The 21,578-nt window shown below is 58.7% G+C and carries 25 protein-coding genes and 4 pseudogenes; 18 read left to right on the top strand and 11 right to left on the bottom strand.

From position 1 onward, the window contains the following. Window positions 1–79: 79 nt before the first annotated feature. Window positions 80–374 (bottom strand): annotated as a pseudogene (locus tag ISN39_RS22685) (type II toxin-antitoxin system RelE/ParE family toxin). Continuing rightward, window positions 374–628, bottom strand: coding sequence for a type II toxin-antitoxin system ParD family antitoxin (locus tag ISN39_RS22690; RefSeq protein ID WP_194730534.1), 255 nt, complete (start codon window positions 626–628; stop codon window positions 374–376). Before ISN39_RS22690 ends, ISN39_RS22685 begins: the two are co-directional and overlap by 1 nt. A gap of 156 nt (window positions 629–784) precedes the next feature. Between ISN39_RS22690 and ISN39_RS36645 the strand changes: the two are divergent. Beyond that, window positions 785–1,114: pseudogene (locus ISN39_RS36645) on the top strand (SOS response-associated peptidase family protein); the annotation flags it as partial. A gap of 244 nt (window positions 1,115–1,358) precedes the next feature. On the opposite strand, the gene ISN39_RS22695 reads toward ISN39_RS36645, so the two are convergent. Then, complete coding sequence (locus tag ISN39_RS22695) at window positions 1,359–1,592, bottom strand: hypothetical protein (protein ID WP_194730535.1); 234 nt, start codon at window positions 1,590–1,592, stop codon at window positions 1,359–1,361. Between the two features lie 154 nt (window positions 1,593–1,746). On the opposite strand from ISN39_RS22695, the pseudogene ISN39_RS36650 reads away from it, so the two are divergent. Beyond that, window positions 1,747–1,870, top strand: a pseudogene (locus ISN39_RS36650) (IS110 family transposase); the annotation flags it as partial. Between the two features lie 405 nt (window positions 1,871–2,275). On the opposite strand, the gene ISN39_RS22705 reads toward ISN39_RS36650, so the two are convergent. The 3 genes from ISN39_RS22705 to tauA all read right to left on the bottom strand — a co-directional run bounded on the left by ISN39_RS22705 (window position 2,276) and on the right by tauA (window position 4,993). After that, window positions 2,276–3,061, bottom strand: coding sequence for an ABC transporter permease subunit (locus ISN39_RS22705; protein WP_194731882.1), 786 nt, complete (start codon window positions 3,059–3,061; stop codon window positions 2,276–2,278). Between the two features lie 65 nt (window positions 3,062–3,126). Continuing rightward, complete coding sequence (locus ISN39_RS22710) at window positions 3,127–3,915, bottom strand: ABC transporter ATP-binding protein (protein ID WP_194730537.1); 789 nt, start codon at window positions 3,913–3,915, stop codon at window positions 3,127–3,129. A 61-nt stretch (window positions 3,916–3,976) separates the two neighbouring features. After that, window positions 3,977–4,993, bottom strand: coding sequence for a taurine ABC transporter substrate-binding protein (gene tauA, locus ISN39_RS22715; RefSeq protein WP_194730538.1), 1,017 nt, complete (start codon window positions 4,991–4,993; stop codon window positions 3,977–3,979). A 266-nt stretch (window positions 4,994–5,259) separates the two neighbouring features. Between tauA and ISN39_RS22720 the strand changes: the two genes are divergently transcribed. Next, window positions 5,260–5,745, top strand: coding sequence for an AAA family ATPase (locus ISN39_RS22720; protein ID WP_194730539.1), 486 nt, complete (start codon window positions 5,260–5,262; stop codon window positions 5,743–5,745). Window positions 5,746–5,924: 179 nt separating this feature from the next. Beyond that, the gene (locus ISN39_RS22725; protein WP_194730540.1) at window positions 5,925–6,137 is read left to right on the top strand and encodes a hypothetical protein; all 213 of its coding nucleotides are present in this window, start codon (window positions 5,925–5,927) and stop codon (window positions 6,135–6,137) included. Window positions 6,138–6,408: 271 nt separating this feature from the next. On the opposite strand, the gene ISN39_RS22730 is transcribed toward ISN39_RS22725, so the two are convergent. Beyond that, window positions 6,409–7,179: a hypothetical protein gene (locus ISN39_RS22730; protein ID WP_246763396.1), complete on the bottom strand. Its 771-nt coding sequence runs from the start codon at window positions 7,177–7,179 to the stop codon at window positions 6,409–6,411. Between the two features lie 126 nt (window positions 7,180–7,305). Further along, entirely contained in the window at window positions 7,306–7,779 is a 474-nt protein-coding gene (locus ISN39_RS22735) for a VOC family protein (RefSeq protein WP_194730541.1), read from the bottom strand. Window positions 7,780–8,308: 529 nt separating this feature from the next. On the opposite strand from ISN39_RS22735, the gene ISN39_RS22740 reads away from it, so the two are divergent. Further along, window positions 8,309–8,605, top strand: a complete 297-nt coding sequence (locus ISN39_RS22740) for a DUF1778 domain-containing protein (protein ID WP_194730542.1) — start codon at window positions 8,309–8,311, stop codon at window positions 8,603–8,605. Beyond that, window positions 8,602–9,099, top strand: coding sequence for a GNAT family N-acetyltransferase (locus ISN39_RS22745; protein ID WP_194730543.1), 498 nt, complete (start codon window positions 8,602–8,604; stop codon window positions 9,097–9,099). Before ISN39_RS22740 ends, ISN39_RS22745 begins: the two co-directional genes overlap by 4 nt. 123 nt (window positions 9,100–9,222) lie before the next feature. Here the strand turns inward: ISN39_RS22745 and ISN39_RS22750 are convergent. Both ISN39_RS22750 and ISN39_RS22755 read right to left on the bottom strand, forming a co-directional pair. Continuing rightward, window positions 9,223–9,604, bottom strand: a pseudogene (locus ISN39_RS22750) (type II toxin-antitoxin system VapC family toxin). Beyond that, window positions 9,601–9,801, bottom strand: coding sequence for a type II toxin-antitoxin system VapB family antitoxin (locus tag ISN39_RS22755; RefSeq protein ID WP_028739294.1), 201 nt, complete (start codon window positions 9,799–9,801; stop codon window positions 9,601–9,603). The pseudogene ISN39_RS22750 and the gene ISN39_RS22755 overlap by 4 nt, the downstream one beginning before the upstream one ends. A 659-nt stretch (window positions 9,802–10,460) precedes the next feature. On the opposite strand from ISN39_RS22755, the gene ISN39_RS22760 reads away from it, so the two are divergent. The 7 genes from ISN39_RS22760 to ISN39_RS22790 are packed head-to-tail and all read left to right on the top strand — an operon-like array spanning window position 10,461 to window position 16,466. After that, window positions 10,461–10,904 carry an acetyl-CoA carboxylase biotin carboxyl carrier protein subunit gene (locus ISN39_RS22760; protein ID WP_194730544.1) on the top strand — a complete coding sequence of 148 codons (444 nt, stop codon included), beginning with the start codon at window positions 10,461–10,463 and terminating at the stop codon, window positions 10,902–10,904. Next, window positions 10,904–12,295 carry an acetyl-CoA carboxylase biotin carboxylase subunit gene (gene accC, locus ISN39_RS22765; protein WP_194730545.1) on the top strand — a complete coding sequence of 464 codons (1,392 nt, stop codon included), beginning with the start codon at window positions 10,904–10,906 and terminating at the stop codon, window positions 12,293–12,295. Before ISN39_RS22760 ends, accC begins: the two co-directional genes overlap by 1 nt. Then, entirely contained in the window at window positions 12,292–12,720 is a 429-nt protein-coding gene (locus ISN39_RS22770) for an acetyl-CoA carboxylase (protein ID WP_194730546.1), read from the top strand. Before accC ends, ISN39_RS22770 begins: the two co-directional genes overlap by 4 nt. Beyond that, on the top strand, window positions 12,717–13,424 hold the full coding sequence (gene pxpB, locus ISN39_RS22775) for a 5-oxoprolinase subunit PxpB (RefSeq protein ID WP_194730547.1): 708 nt from the start codon (window positions 12,717–12,719) through the stop codon (window positions 13,422–13,424). Before ISN39_RS22770 ends, pxpB begins: the two co-directional genes overlap by 4 nt. Further along, window positions 13,421–14,416 carry a biotin-dependent carboxyltransferase family protein gene (locus ISN39_RS22780; protein WP_194730548.1) on the top strand — a complete coding sequence of 332 codons (996 nt, stop codon included), beginning with the start codon at window positions 13,421–13,423 and terminating at the stop codon, window positions 14,414–14,416. The genes pxpB and ISN39_RS22780 overlap by 4 nt, the downstream gene beginning before the upstream one ends. 31 nt (window positions 14,417–14,447) lie before the next feature. Continuing rightward, window positions 14,448–15,215: a 5-oxoprolinase subunit PxpA gene (locus tag ISN39_RS22785; RefSeq protein ID WP_194730549.1), complete on the top strand. Its 768-nt coding sequence runs from the start codon at window positions 14,448–14,450 to the stop codon at window positions 15,213–15,215. A 45-nt stretch (window positions 15,216–15,260) separates the two neighbouring features. Further along, window positions 15,261–16,466, top strand: coding sequence for a pyridoxal phosphate-dependent aminotransferase (locus ISN39_RS22790; RefSeq protein WP_194730550.1), 1,206 nt, complete (start codon window positions 15,261–15,263; stop codon window positions 16,464–16,466). A gap of 63 nt (window positions 16,467–16,529) precedes the next feature. Here the strand turns inward: ISN39_RS22790 and nac are convergent, their stop codons facing one another. Further along, complete coding sequence (nac, locus tag ISN39_RS22795; protein WP_194730551.1) at window positions 16,530–17,435, bottom strand: nitrogen assimilation transcriptional regulator NAC; 906 nt, start codon at window positions 17,433–17,435, stop codon at window positions 16,530–16,532. A 240-nt stretch (window positions 17,436–17,675) separates the two neighbouring features. Between nac and ISN39_RS22800 the strand changes: the two genes are divergently transcribed. Genes ISN39_RS22800 through ISN39_RS22820 form a run of 5 tightly spaced genes read left to right on the top strand, consistent with a single transcriptional unit; the run spans window position 17,676 to window position 21,541 of the window. After that, window positions 17,676–18,458: an SDR family oxidoreductase gene (locus ISN39_RS22800; RefSeq protein ID WP_194730552.1), complete on the top strand. Its 783-nt coding sequence runs from the start codon at window positions 17,676–17,678 to the stop codon at window positions 18,456–18,458. Continuing rightward, the gene (locus ISN39_RS22805; RefSeq protein ID WP_194730553.1) at window positions 18,455–19,162 is read left to right on the top strand and encodes an amino acid ABC transporter permease; all 708 of its coding nucleotides are present in this window, start codon (window positions 18,455–18,457) and stop codon (window positions 19,160–19,162) included. Before ISN39_RS22800 ends, ISN39_RS22805 begins: the two co-directional genes overlap by 4 nt. Then, window positions 19,159–19,917, top strand: coding sequence for an amino acid ABC transporter permease (locus ISN39_RS22810; protein ID WP_194730554.1), 759 nt, complete (start codon window positions 19,159–19,161; stop codon window positions 19,915–19,917). The genes ISN39_RS22805 and ISN39_RS22810 overlap by 4 nt, the downstream gene beginning before the upstream one ends. Next, on the top strand, window positions 19,914–20,681 hold the full coding sequence (locus ISN39_RS22815) for an amino acid ABC transporter ATP-binding protein (protein ID WP_074072661.1): 768 nt from the start codon (window positions 19,914–19,916) through the stop codon (window positions 20,679–20,681). The genes ISN39_RS22810 and ISN39_RS22815 overlap by 4 nt, the downstream gene beginning before the upstream one ends. A 29-nt stretch (window positions 20,682–20,710) precedes the next feature. After that, a complete protein-coding gene (locus ISN39_RS22820; RefSeq protein WP_194730555.1) occupies window positions 20,711–21,541 on the top strand; it encodes an ABC transporter substrate-binding protein in 831 nt (276 codons plus the stop codon). The last annotated feature ends 37 nt before the right edge of the window (window positions 21,542–21,578 follow it).

A 21,578-nucleotide genomic window follows, 5' to 3' on the forward strand; every position in this document is an offset into this window, starting at 1 on the left:
ATCCCATCGGACCGCCATTTAGAGATTTGGCGTTTCACATTATCGAGAGGATACTATTGCGGCGTGGTGCGCGATGTGTCTAAACAGGATCGCCGGCCCAATCTTCATGTCCATCGCGTATTCGAATCACGAAACTGGCCCCGTTATCTTCGATTCGGTAGACAACGAGATGGGCTTTGAACGGATGGATTCTAACCGGCGGCGAAATCTCTTCTCGCTCACGCCCTATTCGCGGATTTGCGGCAAGCAGGTCAAGCACCCGCGGACAGCTCGTCATGATACCGCCTCGCCTGTGCGGATCCTAACATGCGGACGCCTTGCTCGGCGATCGCAATGATGTCCTCTTCGGCGTCGACAGAGAGGCTAAAATGCATTATCTGCTGCCGCGCGTCGTTTCCCCGCGCGCGATTGCCGCGGCAAAAAGTTCGTCCTTCGACCGGCTGCCAACACCACTTTTGAGACCGTCATCGACGAAGCGTTGCATGGCAGCAATCTTATCACTGCGCGCTTGGTCCCTCCGAATCAGGTCGCGCGCATAGTCACTTGCATTGGAATATCGCCCGGTCCTCGCTTGCGCCTCGACCCAATCCTTCATTGGGTCCGGTAAAGCTACGTTCATCGTAGCCATTCGAGCCTCCATATTGCGCCCAATTTTGGCTGGACTTGGCAAAGTTTGTCAAATTCGACCACTTTGGACGCGGAGGCGCAACTCCGGCAGGTTCATTCACGGCCTCGCCGATTGAACGAATAACTACAGCCGCATGAGCGTCATTGTGGCCAGGAATGCCTTGTGCCAGCATCCGTGTTCCGCCATCACAGTGGCGGCAAGAACTACAGCTTCTCGCTCGCCAACGACGATGGGTTCTATTTTTCAGCGATATGGAGGTCTGCGACCGCAGATTGGACGGATGCCTACGGCCATCCTGACGATCGAGGTGAATGCCGATATCGCGCCGTTCCACGACCGTCAGATGGCGGTTCTCACCCGCGATCAACGCATGGCCTGGCTCGATGGATTGGTACCGGAAGACGAAATCTGCGCTCGCTGCCGGCAGGGACTTTCCGGGTTAGGCGTCCTTCGACCTCTCCTGTTCAGCCAATGCTGGCGGTCTAAAGCGCCAGCCGCAACTGCGGCTCCGTTCCAGAAGCCAGCGATACGCCAAGCAAGCGTACCCCTTTTTCGCGGCAGGAAGATCGGTTTCGTTAGCCGATTGCCCATCATCGCTCACGTCCCCGATCGCAGCCAAGCGCCGGCCGGGCTAGTTCGGTAGGCTCGGCATGCAATAGATGCTGAGGCGGCGGACGAAATTCGGATGGAGCCAACGCCGGCCGCCATCGCCCTTGCCACCGTTCGATGCTCACTCGGCGGCCTGCGATAGAGGAATGATATCGGCCTCCGGTAAGGCAATCCGTGCCAGAAATTCGAAGTCGTCCACCATGTGGTGGACATCCGATCCGGTTCTGGCGACCGTCCAATAGTCGCGGCCGGCGCCGAACACCGTTGAAATTTGCACGACTTCCCAGGCGCCTCCGGTTTCCCTGCGTCTTGCCCAGTAGAAGTATTCGGGCTCCAAGGCCAACAACTCAAGCATCCGCGAACTCCCACATTGCCCAACTCGCATGCTACCATTGAACCGTGCACCGGGCCGAAGTCCTACTGAGTGCCGGTACCCCACCGGGCGGTGACCATACATGAGGATCCCTCGGCTGTCATCGGCGTTGATGCCTGGGCGATCGCCAACGCCAAGATCAAAGACGGACAAGATCGATGCGACGGTGCTGGCGCATCTGCTTCGAGCCGGCCTGGTCCCGGAAGCCTGGGCACCGAGCGAAGGCCCGAGAGCTTCGCGCCGCGCTCCGTGAGCGGATGTTACGTGCGGCTGCGCAGCACCGTCGATCCGGCGACCACCGGCGTTCCTTGCGAAGATTGCCCACAAGCTCCGGTTATCCGCATCCATATTTCCAGCGGCAGCGTGAGCGATGCAGACCCCGCAAGCGTCCTGCGGCAGCTCTCGGCGGATACAATCTGACCCCTGTGAACCATCAGTCATTCCTGCGTTTTTGAGGTCGGTTAAGGTGGAAGCGCCGCCAAGGCAGTAAGCTCTCTGAAAACTAATCCGCCCAAATCCAGATGATAACGACCGGCAGCGCAACCAATGCCGCCCAAGCGAGCCAGAACGCTCGTGGCCAGCGCTTTTGTGACGGGTGGTCAGAATGATCCGGAATATCGTCTGTCATTCCGTGGCTTTCTCACCCGCTGTCCGTCTATGCTTCATCAAAGTTTCCCCTTCCAAGGCACCAGCAGAGCCTCCAAAAACCGGATCGCGGCGGAAAATGCGAAAGCGCAGATGGCGATAATGCCGATGCCAACGAAGACGACGTCGGTTGCGAGGAATTGGGAGGCCGACATGATCATGAAGCCGATACCGCGTGTGGAGGCGATCAACTCGGCAGCGACAAGGGTTCCCCAGCCGATGCCGACGGCGATTCGCACTCCAGTCAAAATTTCAGGCAGTGCCGATGGCAGTACGATATCTATGAAAAGCTGCAGGCGGCTTGCACCGAGCGAGCGGGCCGCGTTGACGCGCTCGATCGGCAAGGAGCGGACACCGGCCTGGGCCGATAGGCAGATGGGAGCGAACATCGCAAGCACCAGCAATGTGATTTTCGATGTCTCGCCAATGCCGAGCCAGATGATCATTAAAGGTAGATAGGAGAGGGGAGGAAGCGGCCAGTAGAACTCGATGGGCGTATCGAGAATGCCCTTTGCCCAACGATTGAGCCCCATCAGCAGCCCCAGCGGAATACCCGCGGCAACCGCGACGATCCCGGCAACGACGATGCGCAACAGGCTGGCGCGAATATGCTCGAACAGGGACGCACCCGCATAACCATCGCGATAGACGACGCTGATCTGAGTGAGGACCTCGTCAGGCCGCGGAAGGAAAAGATGTGGAATGAGACCGAGTTCTGAGACGAGCCACCAGAGACCGACAATCGCCACCCCAGTTGCGATGCTGATCGAAACCGTCGGCTGTTCGCCGACGCCGAAACTCGCCATTTTCACGACCTTGACCTGCGGGCTCGCAAGCGCCGTGGCGAGTGATGATGTATCTGTTACCTCGCTCACGCGGCGCTCCTGAAATCGTCGCCTCGATGAAGAATGCTGCGGATCTCCTCGCGTAACTCCGCGAACTCCGGCGAGGCCTTGATGGAGCGGGCATCGCCGGTTTCGGCAAAGCGCTTTACGAAGTCGAGATCGAAATGAGCTATGACGCGGCCCGGCCGCGGCGACATCAACAGGACCTGAGTGCCGAGAAACAACGCTTCTTCGATCGAATGGGTGATGAAGAAGACTTTTTTGGCCGTTTTGGCCCAGACAGAAACCAATAGTTCCTGCATCTGCTCCCGCGTCAGGCTGTCGAGCGCGCCGAAGGGCTCGTCCATCAACAGGATGTCCGGATCGGTCGCGAGAGCACGCGCGATTCCGACGCGCTGGCGCATGCCGCCGGAAAGCTCGTAGGGAAAGGATTTGGCGAATTCGGCAAGGCCGACGAGGCGGAGCAATTCCAATGCTAGGTCATTTCGCGCCTGCCTCTTGACGCCAGCGAACTTCAAACCGAGAGCCACGTTTTCGACGACGGACGTCCATGGAAGAAGCGAATCCTTTTGGAATACGACGCCGCGATCGGCGCCAGGGCGCTGGACGGCGCGGCCATCGAGTGTGATCGCTCCTTCCGAGAGCGGAAGGAACCCTGCGATGGCGTTGAGAAGGGTGGACTTGCCGCACCCCGAAGCGCCGAGCGCGACGACGAAACCGCTCTCGGGGATATCGAACGATACCCGATCCAGCGCATGAACGGTTCGGCCATCGCGGGCCGCAAAGAAAACGCTGGCACGATCGACTTTCAGCATCTGTCATTTCCATAAGGTTCGACGCCGGCGCACCGGATTGCGCGCCAGCGTCAGGGAGGGATCAGTTCGTGGCGTTGTTCAGCGCGTCGGCGGTAACAAAGTGGCCGTAGTTCGGCAGGACCTCCGACACTTTGCCCTGTTCTTTCAGGAAGGCTGCGGTGTCCTTGAGGATCTTCGCCGCGCCAGACTTCTCGCCGCCGCCAAGCCAGGCGTCGGACGCCTGCACCTCTGGCGTCAAAAGCGTCAGGTTCTTGAGAGCCGCAGCCTGCTGTTCAGCGGTGCCGCCCAGGAGCTTGGCAAGCGACTTGGCATTGTCGCTATCTGGACCCCATGCCGCCTTGTCGGCTGCGAACGACGCGTAGTTCTTAGTGATGACCGAAGCGAAGCTCTTCAGGAATTTGGGATTGTCTGCCGCAAATTGCGATGTCGCCACCCATGCGGAGAAAGTCGGCGCGCCCTTGTCGGCGACATCCTTGGATGTGACGAGCACCTTGCCGTTCTTCTTGAGTTCGGTCAGCGCCGGATCCCAGACGAAGCCGCCGTCGATGTCGCCGCGGTTATAGCTCGCAACGATCTCAGGCTGGGGAATTGCGAAGACCTGAACATCCCTCTCGGACAGGCCGAGTGACTTGATCAGCGCGAGCAGTTGATAATGGTCGGTGGAAACCGGCGCTGCTGCAAGCTTCTTGCCCCTCAGATCATCAAGGCTTTCAATGCCCGCGTCGTTGCGCACGACCAGCGCTTCGTCGATGCCCGAGATCGACGAGAGGTAGAAGGCCTTGACCTCCAGCCCGCGTGAGGCCGCAGCTGCAAACGGGCTCGAGCCGACATAGCCGATCTGTACGTCACCGGAGGCGATGGCGGCGAAGATCTCGGCGCCGGAATTGAATTTGCGGAAGTCGATATCGTATCCGGTCTCCTTCGCAAAGTCGCCATTGGCGATGGCCACGGACGAGGGAAGGGCGTCGGTCTGATAAGCGACGACAACCTTCCTGTCCGCTGCATCAGCAGCGGCAGCTGCGATGGTCAGGCTGCCGACGCCGATCACGACTGCGGTCAGTAGATTTTTGATATTCATGGTGATGCCCCTTTTTGCCCTGGCCTTCGCGCCGAAGAAATTCACGCTCAAAGCGTAGCGTCGGAGAAAGGCAAGGAAGAGAAATACCAAACTATAATTATAGATTATGGGGATAAATGTTTATCGTCGTTTTGGCACCTGCTAACATTCTTCATGTGAGTTGCGCCTTGGGGCCATGCCGCGACCGCTTGCAATCGGCCAATCCAGCCACATCAATGGCGGCATAGCTCATCACCAATCTACCCTTCAGTGAAATGGAACGAGTGATGGACAGAATTTTCATCATGGGTAATGGCGGAAGCGGCAAGACCTGGCTGGCCGAGCAGCTAGCCGATAGACTTCAAATCCCAGCGGTTCATCTCGATGATCTCCATTGGATGCCGAATTTTGCCGGAGAGCGTCCGCGCGATGAACGTGACCGATTGGTGGCAGAGGCTGCGGATAGCACCTCTTGGGGTATGGAGGGCATTTACGGGTTGATCCTCAGGCAGGTACTTCCGCGTGTGAATACTCTTATCTGGCTCGATGTTTCTGATAGCGAGTGCACTTCAAACCTCTTGCAACGAGGACAAACCGGTGGTGGGACGGAGGTGCAGTTCGAGGAATTGTTGGAATACACGCGCGGTTACCGCCTCAGGAAAAACCACATGAATTCCTTCGACGGCCATGAACGGTTTTTCGAGGATCATCCGTTTCAAAAGTTAAGGCTGTCGAGCCGGTCGGATATTGCAACTTTCTTGGCGACGGTCTGAACTCGTCTCGACGATTCATCCGGAGGCCGACGCGCTCTCAGGCATGTCCGCCACTAGCGGCGCAAAACGGCCGCCCAGTGTGGGCAAAACGGTGTTGATAGGAATCTTCATTAGCGGTTGACCCAATCACCTGACGCTGTCAGGCAATCCATGAGATGTGAAAGGAACTGGAGCAGACGATGGATCAAACTCTCTTCATCAGCCTGTGCAAGGCCGGTAAATTTAGGGAAGCGCTCGGCCTTGCCATCCATGGCCGTGAGCACGAAAAATATGCGCCCAGCCGCTTCTCGATGGATAAGAAGACCGGACTACCAATCTTCTATCGCGGTAACAAGCGCGTCGAGGCGGATGCGACAGGTGAGTGGCAATTGGGAAAAAACACAAAACCATAGGGGGCGCGTTGATGTCGCCCTCGACACTCTTTCTGAGAGCCTCACCAAATTCATCCCGATTCGAAAAATTCGATAGCGAGATGCGCCACTTCATGGTGCAACGTCCGTCGATCAAGCCCTTCTGCCGTTTCGAAATCAGGGATCAATCGCAGGCCTTGCTCTGTCGGCTCCGAAAGGAAAGCATAGTGATCGACGCCTCCGTTGAGGATACTGAACTTGCTGTCAGGCACATGCCTATGAAGCCACGCGCCGAACTCAGCTGCAGGGGCATTCAATCCGCATCTCCTGAGACAACATGGATGGGCCTGGAGATAGAACGCAAACTGTCGTGCGAGAATCCCACCACTGATCTGGCCGGTGCGAGAACGAGGGCGGCCTTAACCCGATCATCTCTGAAGTCATCACGTCTGCGGTTCCATGACGTTCTGAAGACTTCGTTTTCCTGAATAAGGCGAGGAAGATGGTCAGCCACATCAGGAAATTCACGCGGTCCCCGAATTGGGCTTTTAACCGGATTTTCCGGTTCGAACTGCGAGTACGAGACACGCGCCCCCGCAATCAGCATTGCCGTATAGGCACCGGCTGAAAACCCTGCGACGAAAGCGTGATCGGTAACTTGACCGCCGAGCTTCACACGCCAGGTCCGATCATTCAGGAGCGCTGTCAGATCAGCCGCTCGCTCCCAAAGGCAAAGGAAGCCTTCCGGGCGGTATGCCTCGACGCCCGTATGTCCGTGATGATTTACGGCCAGAGCGACGTATCCGCTTTGCGCGAGGCGATGTGCCAGCCAGTCAAGACCGAAGGTGACGCCGCCACTGCCGTGCGACAGCAGGACGAGAGGACGAGCCTTCCCGGCATTCTTCAGTGCAGCATCCGGAGCGATGGGATGCAGCCGGAAAATCGGATGTTCTATCGCATGCGTTTCGTTGGCGCTGTCGACGGCCGGATACCACACAGTCCAGGAGAGCGGACGAGGGCCGTCACCAGTCCAGTTCGTCCTGGTGTGGTCGAATGAGAGCCCTTCCGTGAAACCGACCGGCATTAGGTCTCCTCTACAACAACGTTCCCGTCCATCTCAGGATCGCTCGCTCAAATAACTTCCTCGGAAATCCTTTGAGGCCTTCCTCGCACTACCCGATGGAGGGGCTGCCCACTTTGCGAGCTTGACTTACGTCAGAATTCGGGTTGATCGCTGCCATTCAGTCCAACTTGTAACTCCTGGGATATCTGGCCTTGCCGCCTCCGGCAAAATCGAGATGTATTCCAGCGAGTGTCCGTCCGGATCATCGAAGTAGACGCTTGCTGCTGGCATCCATGGAAAAACAACCGGTTCATCGATCTCCGGTTTACCTCCAAAACCACGGGGAGTGATACCTTTCGAACGGAGATATTGCGGAGAACGGATAATCTGATCGAGCGTCGTCTGAAAAGCGACATGCATTCTCGTGTTTATTGGCGAGCGATGAATTGACCATAATCCAAGCATCGAGCGATCACGGCCACCGACCCAGAAAAACACGACATGCCGATCTGGTATTGTGTGGGCAAGCTCTAGGCCGACGACATCGCGATAGAAGTCAATCGACCGATCAAGATCGGAAACGGTCAGGTGGCTTTCGTACAGGCCTGTGATTGAGATCATGGATATCAACTCCGTATCGGCAATCCGAAGCGCCATGCGCTGGAAGGCTTGCTTGGTGGGTTGATTGCGTTCATAAGACCTCAACTATAGTCGAGGTCAAGGGGCCATATGACAGGATATCCGTTCCGCGCCCTTGGAATCGTCGATGGCGATACATTGATGAGTGGTTTTCATAGCCGCATGCGCGGAAAGAAACCCTTCCGCTGCTCAACGGAGAGCCATGGAAATCGTCGAAAAAGGCGATAGAGTAACTTCGTGAGAAGGGATTCCCTGAGCTTCTCCGGTAGTCGGCAGCTGGCTTTAAAGGCAAAATTTGGCAGGGAATCTTTATGCCAGAATGCGCGTCACGGTGCTGCTTGATTAACGGGTCCGCGGTTCGATTCCGCTCAAGAGCGTTATCGGCTCAAACGCGTCGCAGTTTAGAGCTCTATCGAGCACGCGATGGAGTAGCGCCTGTAACGACATCGTCGTTATGGCCCTTGTAACGACGATGTCGTTACATTATAATGGGTAGGTAAAGGAGTTCTCCATGCCCACATCCCACACCAGTAAAAGCGCAGATGCCAGCGTGCCGCTGAATATCCGCATCAAGCCGGCGACCCGAAACCTTATCGATCGCGCCGCCGAGCTGCTTGGCAAGACGCGCACGGATTTCATGCTGGAGGCTTCCGAGCGCCGCGCCGAGGAAGTTCTGCTCGACCGTACGATATTCACGGTTAGTCCCGAACTCTATGCCGAGTACCTTGCCCGGCTCGATGCGCCCGCGCAACCCAATGAGCGACTGAAACGTACTATGACGACCAAGGCGCCGTGGGATGAGGCGTGACCCTCAGCGCACCGACACCACTGGCCGACCATCACGAACTGGCGGAATTCATTTCCGGCGTCGTTGAACTGGACGATTGGCTGCGTCGCCGCGCCCGCGCCAATCAGGCAGGCGGCGCATCGCGCACATTCGTCGTGTGCGAGGGCAACCGCGTGATCGCCTATTATGCGCTTGCCTCCGGCGCCGTTAAGCAGCCGGAAGCACCTGGCCGTTTCCGACGCAACATGCCCGACCCGATTCCGGTTGCCGTTCTCGGCCGCCTCGCCATCGACCGGACCTTTCAGGGGCGCGGTCTCGGCAGGGCATTGGTGCGCGATGCGGGCCTGCGTCTGCTCAATGCCGCTGAAATCCTCGGTATCCGCGGCGTGCTGGTACATGCGATTTCCGATGATGCGCGAGCCTTCTACGAGGCAGTCGGTTTTCTGCCTTCGCCGTCCGACCCCATGATGCTGATGGTTGGGCTGCGTGATTTGAACAACGCGCTCAATCCTTGACATCATCGTCGGCGCCGCTGAATTGGCGGCACATTTCATCTGATGGTCGTCGGTTTCTATTCCCATCAAGGCGGTAGGGATCGAAAGCCTGTCCAAAACCTCGTAGCAGTATTGTTTCAGAATTTAGTGGGACAGGTTGACCGGTATATAAAGTGAAGCGCCCGCCTTTTCGGCCGCTCCCTGCAGGCGCTTGTTTCTTGTCCATAAGGCCGCTCGCTGGTCAAGAAGGACCGATGCCAGCAAGTGCGCATCCGTGTAGCCAATGCCCATGCTGAAAATGCCGTGGCGATCGATCATTGTCATGACTTCGTCGTGGGTGGCGACAACCGCTCCGCGCTGCGCCGCCAAAAGCAATTACACTGCCGCGATCCCGAAGACTGCCGAGCGCAAGCTCGCCGATCACGGTCGGGTGGCAAAGAAGGCGATCGTCCTCAATAATCCTGCGCAGCTCGGCATCGACAAGGCGGAAATGATGAATCCAGATCGAGGTGTCCGCTAGGATCACTTGGCTGCTGTGCTCCGGCGGCGCGGCGCTGCCTCGGCATCGGGCATGGTTCCTCCGAGCGCGATGAGGCGTTTTCCGGACTCCACACGAACAAGCGTCTCCAACGCCTGGCGGACGAGCGCAGCGGTCTCCTTTGTGCCGGTTAAGGACCTAGCCTTTTCCAAAAGCGTGTCGTCGAGGTTAATAGTCGATCGCATGATCTGGCTCCTTGGCAGCATGCAAACTAGCACCATTTGGTGAGCAAATCCACGCCCCGTTATATCCAACGCAGTCCTATAACTGAAGCAGCACTCCACTTTATTTCTTGGACAGCCGGGTATGCCCGAAGCTGAAGCGAGCGCTATTTGGCCTGCCATATGCGTATGAAATGATGCCTCTCAACCCGAATAAATTGCGGGCCCACGGTCCGAAACTGTTCAAGGCGAACACGTTGAGCCACGATTCCAGAAGGATGCGATGGCCTTTTGCGCAAGGGTATGGCGGTCGGCCGCCTCCCTTTCTGATTTCGGGCTTTGGCCTTGATCCATGTGCCTGCATCTACATCGGGAATCCCGTGTTGGTGGCACGCAAAAATGTCCGTGTTGGCGTGCTCATCGATCGACGGTCGCTCGACGTTCCGCCAGGCGGCTGTCCGGCCGAGCTAAATGCCGTCAGCCGCACGTAAAGAACGGCAATAACGCCGACAGGTCGGTCGTGACGCGGAAGCACTCTTGAATGCCTTTCTTTGCGAATTGAGGCCGTCCATCAAAAGTTCTTCTGACCCCATCGTGCAGGTCATCGTGTTACGGAGAATTCAGCCGAACGCGGTCCGAATTGTCCGGACCGTGATGAGGCAATTCGAATACCGAGTGTGCTTATGGACCTGTCGAAGATAAAGACGCTAATTGCTTTTGTCGGGCGATCGAACATTAGCGAGCTGACGGTGACGGAAAAGGGCGTCACGGTTCGGATCTTCCGGACGCCCGATCAGGCAGCATCACAGGGCGCGGCGCAAGCGCCGAAGGCGGTAGCAGCTGGTTCCATCGAGTCCGCTCGCGATGCGTCTTCGGCAACTGCCGAGAGGTCGGCTTTCCCCGTGAAGGCGCCTGTCTTCGGCGTTCTGCATCGGGCGCCTGCACCAGGCCAGGAGCCGTTCGTCAAAGTCGGCGACGTGGTGGAGGAAGGACAAACCCTTTTCATCATCGAAGCGATGAAGGTCTTCAACAAAATTGCCGCGCCGTATGCCGGCCGCATTGCGCGACTGACCGAAGTCGACGGCGGAGACGTCGAGACAGGCGACGTGCTGGCGGAGATTGCGTAATGGCCGAGCCTCTCGATAACGCTGCATCGCCTAAGCAACGTTTCGATACGGTTCTGATCGCCAATCGGGGCGAGATCGCCGCACGGATCCAGCGCGCCTGCAGTGAACTCGGCCTAAAGACTGTGGCCATCTGTTCCGAGGCAGACAGGCAGGCGCTTTACGGCAAGACTGCCGAGAGCTTTCTATGCATCGGTCCCGCGAATGCGGCCAAGAGCTATCTCAATCAGGATGCGATCCTCCTGGCAGCGCGTCTGACCGGCGCGGGGGCCATCCATCCGGGCTATGGCTTCCTGTCGGAAAACGCTGCGTTCTCCGAAGCTGTCGAGAAGGCGGGCTATGTTTTCATCGGTCCGGGCGCTTCATCGATTGCCACCATGGGCGACAAGATATCAGCTAAACGGGCGATGATCGCCGCCGGCGTGCCCTGCGTGCCCGGTCCGGATGCGTCGCTTCACGACGATCCCGCTTCCATCGAGCGCATTGCGCAGGAGATCGGATATCCCGTGATCATCAAGGCCGCCGGCGGCGGAGGCGGAAGAGGCATGCGCGTCGTACCGGAGGCCTGCTCGCTGCACGAGGCGATCACCTTGACCCGGGAGGAAGCCCGTCAGGCCTTCGGATCTCCAGTGCTCTACATGGAGAAGTTCCTCCAGCATCCGCGCCATATCGAGATACAGGTGCTTTGCGACACCCATGGCAATGCCGTCTGGCTCGGGCACCGCGATTGTTCGATGCAGCGCCGCCACCAGAAGGTGGTGGAGGAGGCGCCGGCGCCAGGGATTTCGCCGGATGCGATCCGGCCTGTCGGGATGGCTTGCGCGGAAGCCTGTCGGCAGATCGGCTACCGAGGCGTCGGAACCTTCGAATTCCTCTACGAAAATGGCGCCTTCTATTTCATCGAGATGAATACGCGCCTGCAGGTGGAACATCCGGTCACAGAAATGACCAGCGGCATCGATATCGTCCATGCCCAGATAAGGGTCGCGCAGGGTGAACCCCTGGATTTGCTTCAGGACGACATGAGATGCGAGGGGCATTCCTTCGAATGCCGCATCAACGCCGAGAATCCCGACAGCTTCCTGCCTTCGGCCGGCATTATCGCTGATCTCGCGCTGCCTGAGGGACCGGGCATTCGCGTCGACACCCATATCCATGCCGGCTACCGGGTTTCGCCCTATTACGACTCGTTGATCGCCAAACTCATCGTTCATGCGCCGATCCGGGCGGAAGCGATGGCGAAAATGCGAGAGGCGCTGGCTGCCACACGCGTAGAAGGGATTGATACCAACCTTCCACTCCTGCGCGCGCTGTTCGAGGACGAAACCTTCGTCCGTGGCGAGACGGATATCCACTATCTCGAGCAATGGCTCAAGCAGCGGAGGGCGGCATGAGCGCGATCGACTTCAGCGATCCTGCGACCATTGCAGTCCTGACGGACGCGCTGGCGGCAGCCGGCGTGGACGGCCTGGAAATCTCCAGGCCCGGCGGACAGTTGCGCATCGTCGTTTCGAAGGAAGGGGGTGCCCAAGTCGCCCGGAGCCGAAACGCGCAGCCGGGTTTGATGGCGGCCCTGTCAGCGATCGTGAAGGCGCCGATGGCGGGCCGCTTTTGCGTCTCGCATCCGGCAGCACCGGTCGACGTCAAACAGCTACCGCATGAGGTTTCCGACAAGGACGTGATCGGTTTCATCCGCATCGGTTCCGTCCTGCTTCCCATTACCGCTGGCCGCTCTGGTTTGCTGACGAGGCTGCTGGCTGAGCGCGATGCGCTGGTCGGATTCGGTGATCCCCTGTTTGAAATCGAGCAGCAATCATGATTGCCACTTTGAACATCCTTGCGCCGCAACGCGAAATCGTCCCGGCCGCCAAAGGCCGGGCGCGGGTCTCCTTCATTGGAGCGCGGTCCTTCCTGCTTGAAACCTCAGGCGATTTCGATCTTCCCTCCCAGCGATGGATCTGGGCTTTGTCGCAAACAGTAAAGGGTTGGGCGGACATCGCGGAAGTGATACCCGGCATGACCAATCTGCTGGCTATCTGCAAGGAGACGCCCGAGGATCCCGAAATCGTCGTCAGCCGATTGCTGGAGGCATGGAATAACGCCCAAAGCCTCGATCTGGCGGGGAAGACGATCGAAATTCCGGTCCACTACGGCGGGCCATATGCGACTGATCTTCCCGCCCTCTGCGACCTTTCCGGACTAAGCGACCGGGACGTCGTACGCATTCACCATGAAGCGACCTATCGCGTATTCGCCTTGGGCAGCGCCCCGGGCTTTGGCTATCTGCATGGCCTCGATCCCCGGATATACATGCCCAGAAAGACAGTCCCATCGCTGAGAATGGAGAAAGGCTGCGTGACGATTGGCGGAATGCAGACGGGCGTTGCGATGCTGACCGGACCGAATGGATGGAACTCCATAGGCTATTCGGAACTGCAGATGTTCGATCCGGCTTCCTCGATACCGGCCCTGATGGCGCCGGGCGATACCGTGCGCTTCGTGCCGGCAAGGATCGAGCTATGATCGAGATCGTCGAAACCGGCCCATTCAATACGGTGCAGGATCTTGGCCGCCCCGGCTATCGCGATATCGGTGTGTCTGCCGGCGGCGCCATGGATCCGTTCGCTGTCAGGATCGGCAACATCCTCGTTTGCAACGATGAAGATGCGGCGGCAATAGAGGTGCAGACCTTTCCATTCAAATTGCGCTTCGACATGCACACCGTCTTCGCCGTAACAGGCGCCGACGGCCAGCCGCTGCTCGATGGCAGGGAACTGCTTGCGTGGTGCACGCATGTCGCTGAGGCGGGCCAGGTTCTCGAACTGAAGCAGCCGCCGACGCTGGCGCGCGCTTATATCGCGCTCGGGGGAGGGCTGGATGTGCCGGTTCTCATGGGCTCGCGAAGCACGGCGCTTCGCGGCGGATTCGGCGGCAATGCCGGGCGTCCTCTCATCAACGGGGACAGGATAGAAATCGGCTCAACACGTGATGAACTCCCGCTGCCGGCCAACGGTATCGCCGTCGTCGAGCCGGCCGTCGCGCTTGGCGATGTCTTTCCCGCCCCCATCGACGGCGCGTTGCCTGTCCGTGCCATAGCCGCCGGCGAGCAAGAGCTGTTTGTCTCAGATGGCGAGGCCTTCTGGAGCCAGATCTGGCGCATTTCATCTCGCAGCGACCGCACCGGCTATCGTCTGTCCGGGGAGCCAATCAAGCCCACGAAGACGATCGAGATGCGCTCCCATGGCGTCGTTCCGGGCGTGATCCAGGTGCCGCCTGGAGGGGAGCCGATCATTCAGATGAGCGACGCCAACACGGCGGGTGGCTATCCGAAAATCGCCGGAGTCATCGAATGCGATCTGTGGCGGCTCGGCCAGGCGCGCGTTGGCAGCCGGCTGCGGTTCGTGCGTTCGACGCATGCTGAAGCGCGTGCCGTTGAGCAGGCCGTTGCCCGGTATGTCGAGGATGTCCAGCGAACGTCACAAATGGTCAAGCGCGCTTTGAGGGCGATGGCATGACGATAGTTCAACGGCTCAAAAGGAGGAGGCGGTGAAGTTCGATCTGAATTCCGACATGGGCGAAGGTTTCGGTCCTTACCGGCTATGCGATGACGAGGCGATGATGAAGGTCGTATCATCCGCCAACATCGCCTGCGGCTTTCATGGCGGTGACCCGGACACGATGGCACGCATGGTGCGTCTTGCGAAACAAAACGGCGTCGGCATCGGGGCGCATCCAGGCCTGCCGGATCGGGCCGGTTTCGGCCGGCGCGAGATTCCATTCAATCCGGATGAACTTCGCCAGCAGATGCTCTACCAGCTCGGTGCGCTGATCGCGATCGCCAAGAGCGAGGGCGTGACCGTCGGCCATTTCAGCTTTCATGCAGCCATGGGCAATATGGTCAATCGCGATCCCGTGCTCGCCGATCTGATGATGGATGCCATTTCCACTATAGACCCAGGCCTCGTGGTATTCGTTTCTCCTGACAGCGAAATCGAAAGGGCGGCGAACCGTGTCGGGCTCAAGACGCTGGCGCTGTTTTTGGCAGACCGCGCCTATGACCGCGGTGGCAAGCTGGTGGCGCGCGGTCTGCCGGGCGCCCTGGTCAAGGACGAGGCCTCGGTGCGGGTGCGCGTTCGCCAGTTCCTGACCGACGGTACCGTCGAGGCCATCGACGGCACTGTCATCGCGATTCCGGCCCGGTCGATCCTCGTCCATAGCGATACGCCCGGCGCGCTGGAGCTTGCCCGCATCGTCCGCAGCGAAATCGAGGCTTCCGGCGCCACTCTCGCGCCTGCGGCCGAACTTGCTTCCTGATTGAGCCCTAACCGTCACGGTTCATCTCACCGAAAGATCATCTCGATGTCTTCCATAGCCGACCGTCTGAAAAACGTTTCCATCTCCGCTTCCGCAGCCATGACCCAACGTGCCAGGGAACTGGCCGCCAAGGGCATCAAGGTTGTCAGTCTTTCCTCCGGGGAGCCCGACTTTCCGACGCCGGCTCATGCGATCGAGGCGGCCCATGCAGCAGCACTCGGCGGCGACACCAAGTATCCACCGATGGATGGAACGCCGGCGCTCAAGGCCGCGGTCAGCAGGAAGTTCAAGCGGGACAACAATCTCGATTACAATGCCAGCCAGATCGTCGTTTCCGGCGGCGGCAAGCAGGTGATCTTCAATGCGATGCTCGCGACCTGCAATCCGGGCGATGAAGTCGTCATTCCCACACCGTCGTGGGTCAGCTACGCCGATATCGTCAAGTTCGCCGGCGGTGTTCCGGTGGCCGTGCCGTGTTTCGAACAGGCCGGTTTCAAGCTGCGCCCCGAAGATCTCGAAGCGGCGATCACGCCGCGCACCAAGTGGCTTATCCTGAACTTCCCGAACAATCCGACGGGGGCGGCCTGCTCGCGTGCAGACATGGCCGCGATCGCGGAGGTCATGCACCGTCATCCGCACGTCTGGATTCTAGCCGACGACATCTACGAGCACCTGGTCTATGATGGGTTCGAGTTTTGCACGATCGCCGATGCTGACCCCAGGCTCTACGATCGCGTCCTGACGATGAATGGTGTTTCCAAGGCCTATGCTATGACAGGCTGGCGGTTGGGGTATTGCGCCAGCGGTTCGAAGGAACTGATCGCCGCGATCAGCAACGTCAACGGTCAGAATGGTGGCGGCATCACCACCGTCACGCAGGCCGCGGCCATTGCGGCGCTGGACGGGCCTCAAGATCTCCTCAAGGAGCGGGCGGCAATCTACAGGGAAAGGCGCGATTTCGTCCTCGGCCAGCTGGCGAAGATCGAAGGGCTGCGCTGCCACAAGCCCGACGGCGCCTTCTACATCTATCCCAACGTCTCCGGCCTGATCGGCAAGACCACGAAGGGTGGGCGCAAGATCGAGACCGACATCGATTTCGTCATGGCGCTCGTGGACGAGCATCACGTCGCGACGGTACAGGGTGCCGCCTATGGCATGAGCCCCTATTTCCGCATTTCCTACGCGACAAGCATGGAAATGCTCAACGAGGGCTGCGCACGCATCGCCCAGTTCTGCGGGGATATGGGCTAACTCATGACCGCAGCCTTCCGGTCCGGTTGCCGCGCCGGAGGGCATTCGTCCTGCTCGCCGGCTTTAAAGTTTCAGCCGCTCGGTCAGTTCGACGAGAATGTCTTTGACGGCGAATGCCGGCTCTGACAGCGAACTCTGATCGGACGTGCAAAGTGACAGCGTTTCCTCGAGCCTGGGGGAGAGCAGCCGGCAAACGAGAGGCTCGCTCGATTCTGACACGATGCGATCGGCAATGGCCTTCGGCATGATGGTCGCTCCGAGGCCCGTTCCTACAGCGCGGGCGAGCGTCCGCACGATTTCGACCTCCGCCACGACCTTGAGATTGATTCGACTGCGCGTGAATGCGGTATCCACGGCGCGGCGCACGAAATTGTAGGTCGGCGGCAACAGCATCGGTAATCCGTCGAGCGCTCCAACCGGAATGGGTTTGGAATCCGCTTCGATGGCGAAGTCGCGATGTGCCACGAGGTAGAATTCTTCACTCAGAATCGGTTCGAACCGGACGCCCTTGATCGGGCCGACGCCGTGGATCAGGGCCATTTCCAGCCTGCCGTTCATGATCATCTGACTATAGGTCTGGCCGACGCTTTCGGTCAGGTGAAGCAGAATACCGGGATGCCGTTTTCTTGTCTCGGCCAGGAGTTCGACAGACAGCGTGGCGGCGCTGCTGAACGGCACGAGCCCCACGGAAACACGCCCTGCAAGCGAATTACCGGCGGCCGCGGCGTCTGCCTGCGCCTGTTCCATCTGGCGCAGGATGATCTGGGCATGCCGGTAGACCGCATGTCCTGCGTCGGTCATGGTGACGCCCTGCTGGCTGCGGATCAGCAGTTTCTGGCCGAAATGTTCCTCAAGTGCCGCCAGTTGCTGGCTCAGTGCCGGCTGGGCAAGATGCAGGATGTCCGCCGCACGCGTGATGCTGCCGCTGTCCACGATGACGATGAAGGATTTGAGGCGTCTTATATCCATGGGGAATTGGCATTATGTGATCTTCGCTGGAGCATGTTTACAGACGCGCCCCTGTTTTGCAAAGCGACCCTGGCCGAAAGCCGTCTTCACCCTCAATAAAGGCGAGAATTCCTGGGTTTTGGACCGTCCGTCCGTCGCCCGCCAATCTCCATAAAAGTTGCTTATTACTCCAAAAGTAATCGGTCTTAGGCAGAGCGTTAAAGCTCCGTTATTGTCCACAGCAACGAAAAGGGGATCAAAATGCCATTCTCCGATTACAAGACCGCATTGGTCACCGGCGCTTCCTCCGGCATCGGTGCCGCAGTCGTAGAGCGGCTTTGCCGAGAGAGTCTCGAAGTGCATGCGATCGCTCGCAGCACCGGCGCCCTGAAGGAGCTGGCCGAGCGTACGGGCTGCATTGCGCACCTCATTGATGTGACTGATCGCGCGGCAATTGCCGATCTCGCGAAGCGCGTGCAATTCGACATTCTGGTCAACAATGCCGGCGTCGACCGGCCGAAGAAGTTCCTCGAAGCGGACGAAGGAGATATCGATCTCCTGGTCGACGTCAATCTTCGCGCCGTCCTGCACCTGTGCCGTCTGATCGTGCCTGGAATGGTGGCGCGCGATTGCGGACACGTCATCAACATCTCCTCGATCGCCGGCAACTACAATTTCGGCGGCAATTCAACGTATCATGCCGTCAAGGCAGGCGTTGCCATGTTATCGAACCAGTTGCGGATCGACGTGTTCGGCAAGCACGTGCGGGTGACGGAAATCTGTCCCGGCCGCGTCGCAACGGATATCTTTAACCACGTCCACGGCAATGATCCGAGCGTCCGCGAACGCTTCATCGACGGTTTCGAATTGCCTCAGGCCGCTGACATCGCGGAGGCAATCGCATTCGCAATCGCCGCGCCTGTCGCGGTGAATATCGGCCACATGGAGATCACGCCGACGCTTCAGGTGATGGGCGGCTTGCAGACGGCCAAGCCGGAAAAGACTTTTTCCGAGGCCGGCCAATCCGGGGAGCCGAAGCGTTGAGCGGCTTCGATCTCTCGGCAATCTTGAGCAATCCGGAATACGTCGAGATGCTTCTGCACGGCATCGAAATGACGTTTGTCATCTACATAGGTTCGTGGTTGCTGGCGATGACGCTCGCGCTTGTGTTCCTGGGTCTGCGTTTTTCCCCGCTGCGTTTCGGTAATTCGATTGTCGCCGCCTATGTTTCGTATCATCGGAACGTTCCTACTCTTGTCCAGCTCATGCTTTGGTACTTCGGCATATTCACGCTGATGCCGCAGGGGTGGACAACCTGGCTCGCCGGCCACAATGCCGAAGCCATCTTTGCGATTATCGGACTGGGACTTTGCCAGGCCGCCTATTTCAGCGAGGATCTGCGCTCGGGCCTGCGCTCCGTCAATCCTGGTCAGATGGAAGCCGCCAAGGCCCTTGGGCACAGTTATATCTCGGCGATGCGTTTCGTGATCATGCCGCAGGGCGTTCGCAATGCGCTGCCGCCGCTCATAAACCACAGCGTTTCCCTCTTCAAGAATAGCAGCCTTGCTCTCGTCATCGGCGCATCGGAGCTCACGCATGCCGTGAAGGAAATCGAGAACTTGAGCTTCAGGACCTTCGAAATCTACCTGGTCGGCACAGTTCTCTATCTCTTTTTCTCGCTCCTGATCATGACCGGCGGCGCCTACCTCTCGATGCGCGCAGACCCGGCAAGGAGTGCACGCGCATGATCAACGACATCATCGCGATCATCAAAGACTACTGGCTGCTGCTGTTGATCGGCCAGTATCCAAACGGGCCGCTGGGCGGGCTCGCCAATACACTCATCCTTTCGGCCCTCAGCATCGCTCTCGCTTTTCCTGTCAGCATTCTTTTCGCATTGGCCAGGTTGTCGAAATGGCCAATGCTGCGCTGGCCAGTCACCGCTCTCGTCTATGTCACCCGCGGCGTACCTTTGTTGATGCTCATCCTTTGGAGCTATTTCCTCGTCCCGCTCTGGACTGGGGCGGATGTTCCGAGTTTCGTGACCATGCTCACGACGCTGGTGGTCTATCAGGGCGCTTTCTTAAGTGAAGTGGTCCGTGCGGGGATTGTCGCGCTCGGGCACGGCCAAATGGAAGCCGCTCGAGCGCTCGGACACAGTTACCTTGGTGCGATGCGCTACATCATCCTGCCGCAGGCGCTCTACAATATGATACCGAGCATCATCTCGACGTTTGTCTCGACAATCAAGGACACGACGCTCGGATATGTGATCAACGTTCCGGATCTCACCTTCGCGGCCAGTCAGGTCAACAACCAGCTTCTGACGCAGCCTTTCCAGGTGTTCCTCATCCTCGCGATTGTCTACTACGCAATCTGCTGGAGCCTGACCCACGTCGCAAATCGTCTCGAGCGGCGCATCGCCCTCCGGCGCGCCGGTCCATCCAGCCTGCGCGCAACACCCTTGGTTGCGACCTCAAAAATCGTATCGGAGCAGCTATGAGCACTTCAATTCCATCGACGCAGGAATTGCAGACGATCCGCCTGTCGAATGTCTACAAGAGCTATGGCGACTATCCGGTCTTGAAGGACATTGATGCCGAAGTGTCCCAGGGAGAGGTCGTGGTGATATGCGGACCGTCCGGTTCGGGAAAGTCCACACTGATCCGCACCATCAACCGGCTTGAGGAGATCAGCAGTGGATCGATAACACTCGACGGCCACAATATTCACGCGCCAATGCGTGCGAAAGAACTCAATCTTCTTCGTAGCCGCATCGGCTTCGTGTTCCAGAGCTTCAATCTTTTTCCGCATCTGTCGGTGCTCGACAACGTGTCGATGTCGCCGATCAGAGTGAAGGGTGTTGCGCCCGACGCGGCGCGCGACAAGGCAAACAAGCTTCTCGACCGCGTTGGTCTGGCCGACAAGGCCCATTCCTATCCAGGTCAGTTGTCTGGCGGACAGCAGCAGCGCGTCGCCATTGCCCGCGCACTCGCCATGGAGCCGCCGGTGATGCTCTTCGATGAACCCACGAGCGCGCTCGATCCGGAAATGGTTGGCGAAGTGCTGAGCGTGATGAAAAGCCTGGCGGCCGAGGGCATGACCATGCTCTGCGTCACCCACGAAATGGGCTTCGCCCGCGATGTCGCAGACCGCATCTGGTTTATCGATGCGGGGCAGATCCTTGAAACGGCGTCTCCCGAAGACTTCTTCAAGAGCCCGCGCCATCCTCGCGCCCAGCGCTTCCTGGCCGATCTACGGCATTAACCTAATCATCATAACAAAGGAGAACAGCAATGAACTGGAAATACCTTATCCTGGGTGTCGTCCTAGCTGGCGCGATCTCGCCGGCGAAAGCGGATCAGCTGGAGAAAATCAAATCCGCAGGGACTTTGCGCTGCGCGACCTTTGCCGACGTCCCACCCTTTGCGTCCCCCGATCTGAAGACGCGTCAAATGGCCGGCTTCGACGTCGATCTTTGCAACGCCATCGCCAAGGAACTGGGCGTCAAGGCCGAGATTAAGCCGGTCTCGGTTGAAGCGCGCGTGCCGGAGGTCAAGCTTGGCCGTGTCGACATTACGGTTGCCAATCTCGCTTATACATTGAGCCGGGCCGAGCAGATTCAGTTCAGTGATCCCTACTATCTCGCGAAGGAAATGCTCATCGTCCCGGCCTCCGATCCTGGCAAAAGCAAGGCGGATTTCGCGGGTCAGAGAATTGCCTCGACCAAGGGCTCCACATCCGAAATGTCGATCAAGCTCAACAAGTCCGAGCCCCTGACATTCCAGGACACGGCTTCGGCCTATCTTGCCGTTCAGCAGGGCAAGGCGAGGGGCATGGTGGCCAATACCATGACGACGACCAAGTTCGTCAACGAATCGAAGACCAAGGGCAAAGAAATGCGGATGATCGAGGAACCGATGTTGTACCAGCCGATCGGCATCGGTATGGCCAAGGACAATCCGGACCTGACCGCCAAGATCAACGAGGTGCTTCGCAAGCTCGATACGTCGGGCGAGCTCAACAAGATCTGGGACAAGTGGCTTGGCCAGAACACCGAATACAAGATGACGCGGACCGACAAGGTCGTATCGCTGTCCGAGCTGAAGTTCGATCCCATTCCGTAAGTCACCACTCGCTCGGTGCGGCCAAAACTTAATCTCA

It is taken from the genome of Rhizobium sp. 007, assembly GCF_015353075.1.
Lineage (GTDB): Bacteria > Pseudomonadota > Alphaproteobacteria > Rhizobiales > Rhizobiaceae > Rhizobium.

Coding starts and splice junctions, on each gene's coding strand:
- ISN39_RS22755 (WP_028739294.1), bottom strand. CDS start 9,801: ATGCGATCGACTATTAACCTCGACGACACGCTTTTGGAAAAGGCTAGG.
- ISN39_RS22695 (WP_194730535.1), bottom strand. CDS start 1,592: ATGCTTGAGTTGTTGGCCTTGGAGCCCGAATACTTCTACTGGGCAAGA.
- ISN39_RS22710 (WP_194730537.1), bottom strand. CDS start 3,915: ATGCTGAAAGTCGATCGTGCCAGCGTTTTCTTTGCGGCCCGCGATGGC.
- ISN39_RS22780 (WP_194730548.1), top strand. CDS start 13,421: ATGATCGAGATCGTCGAAACCGGCCCATTCAATACGGTGCAGGATCTT.
- ISN39_RS22810 (WP_194730554.1), top strand. CDS start 19,159: ATGATCAACGACATCATCGCGATCATCAAAGACTACTGGCTGCTGCTG.
- ISN39_RS22705 (WP_194731882.1), bottom strand. CDS start 3,061: ATGGCGAGTTTCGGCGTCGGCGAACAGCCGACGGTTTCGATCAGCATC.
- ISN39_RS22770 (WP_194730546.1), top strand. CDS start 12,292: ATGAGCGCGATCGACTTCAGCGATCCTGCGACCATTGCAGTCCTGACG.
- ISN39_RS22790 (WP_194730550.1), top strand. CDS start 15,261: ATGTCTTCCATAGCCGACCGTCTGAAAAACGTTTCCATCTCCGCTTCC.
- ISN39_RS22760 (WP_194730544.1), top strand. CDS start 10,461: ATGGACCTGTCGAAGATAAAGACGCTAATTGCTTTTGTCGGGCGATCG.
- ISN39_RS22740 (WP_194730542.1), top strand. CDS start 8,309: ATGCCCACATCCCACACCAGTAAAAGCGCAGATGCCAGCGTGCCGCTG.
- tauA (WP_194730538.1), bottom strand. CDS start 4,993: ATGAATATCAAAAATCTACTGACCGCAGTCGTGATCGGCGTCGGCAGC.
- ISN39_RS22725 (WP_194730540.1), top strand. CDS start 5,925: ATGGATCAAACTCTCTTCATCAGCCTGTGCAAGGCCGGTAAATTTAGG.
- nac (WP_194730551.1), bottom strand. CDS start 17,435: ATGGATATAAGACGCCTCAAATCCTTCATCGTCATCGTGGACAGCGGC.
- accC (WP_194730545.1), top strand. CDS start 10,904: ATGGCCGAGCCTCTCGATAACGCTGCATCGCCTAAGCAACGTTTCGAT.
- ISN39_RS22820 (WP_194730555.1), top strand. CDS start 20,711: ATGAACTGGAAATACCTTATCCTGGGTGTCGTCCTAGCTGGCGCGATC.
- ISN39_RS22690 (WP_194730534.1), bottom strand. CDS start 628: ATGGCTACGATGAACGTAGCTTTACCGGACCCAATGAAGGATTGGGTC.
- ISN39_RS22800 (WP_194730552.1), top strand. CDS start 17,676: ATGCCATTCTCCGATTACAAGACCGCATTGGTCACCGGCGCTTCCTCC.
- pxpB (WP_194730547.1), top strand. CDS start 12,717: ATGATTGCCACTTTGAACATCCTTGCGCCGCAACGCGAAATCGTCCCG.
- ISN39_RS22720 (WP_194730539.1), top strand. CDS start 5,260: ATGGACAGAATTTTCATCATGGGTAATGGCGGAAGCGGCAAGACCTGG.
- ISN39_RS22730 (WP_246763396.1), bottom strand. CDS start 7,179: ATGCCGGTCGGTTTCACGGAAGGGCTCTCATTCGACCACACCAGGACG.
- ISN39_RS22735 (WP_194730541.1), bottom strand. CDS start 7,779: ATGATCTCAATCACAGGCCTGTACGAAAGCCACCTGACCGTTTCCGAT.
- ISN39_RS22815 (WP_074072661.1), top strand. CDS start 19,914: ATGAGCACTTCAATTCCATCGACGCAGGAATTGCAGACGATCCGCCTG.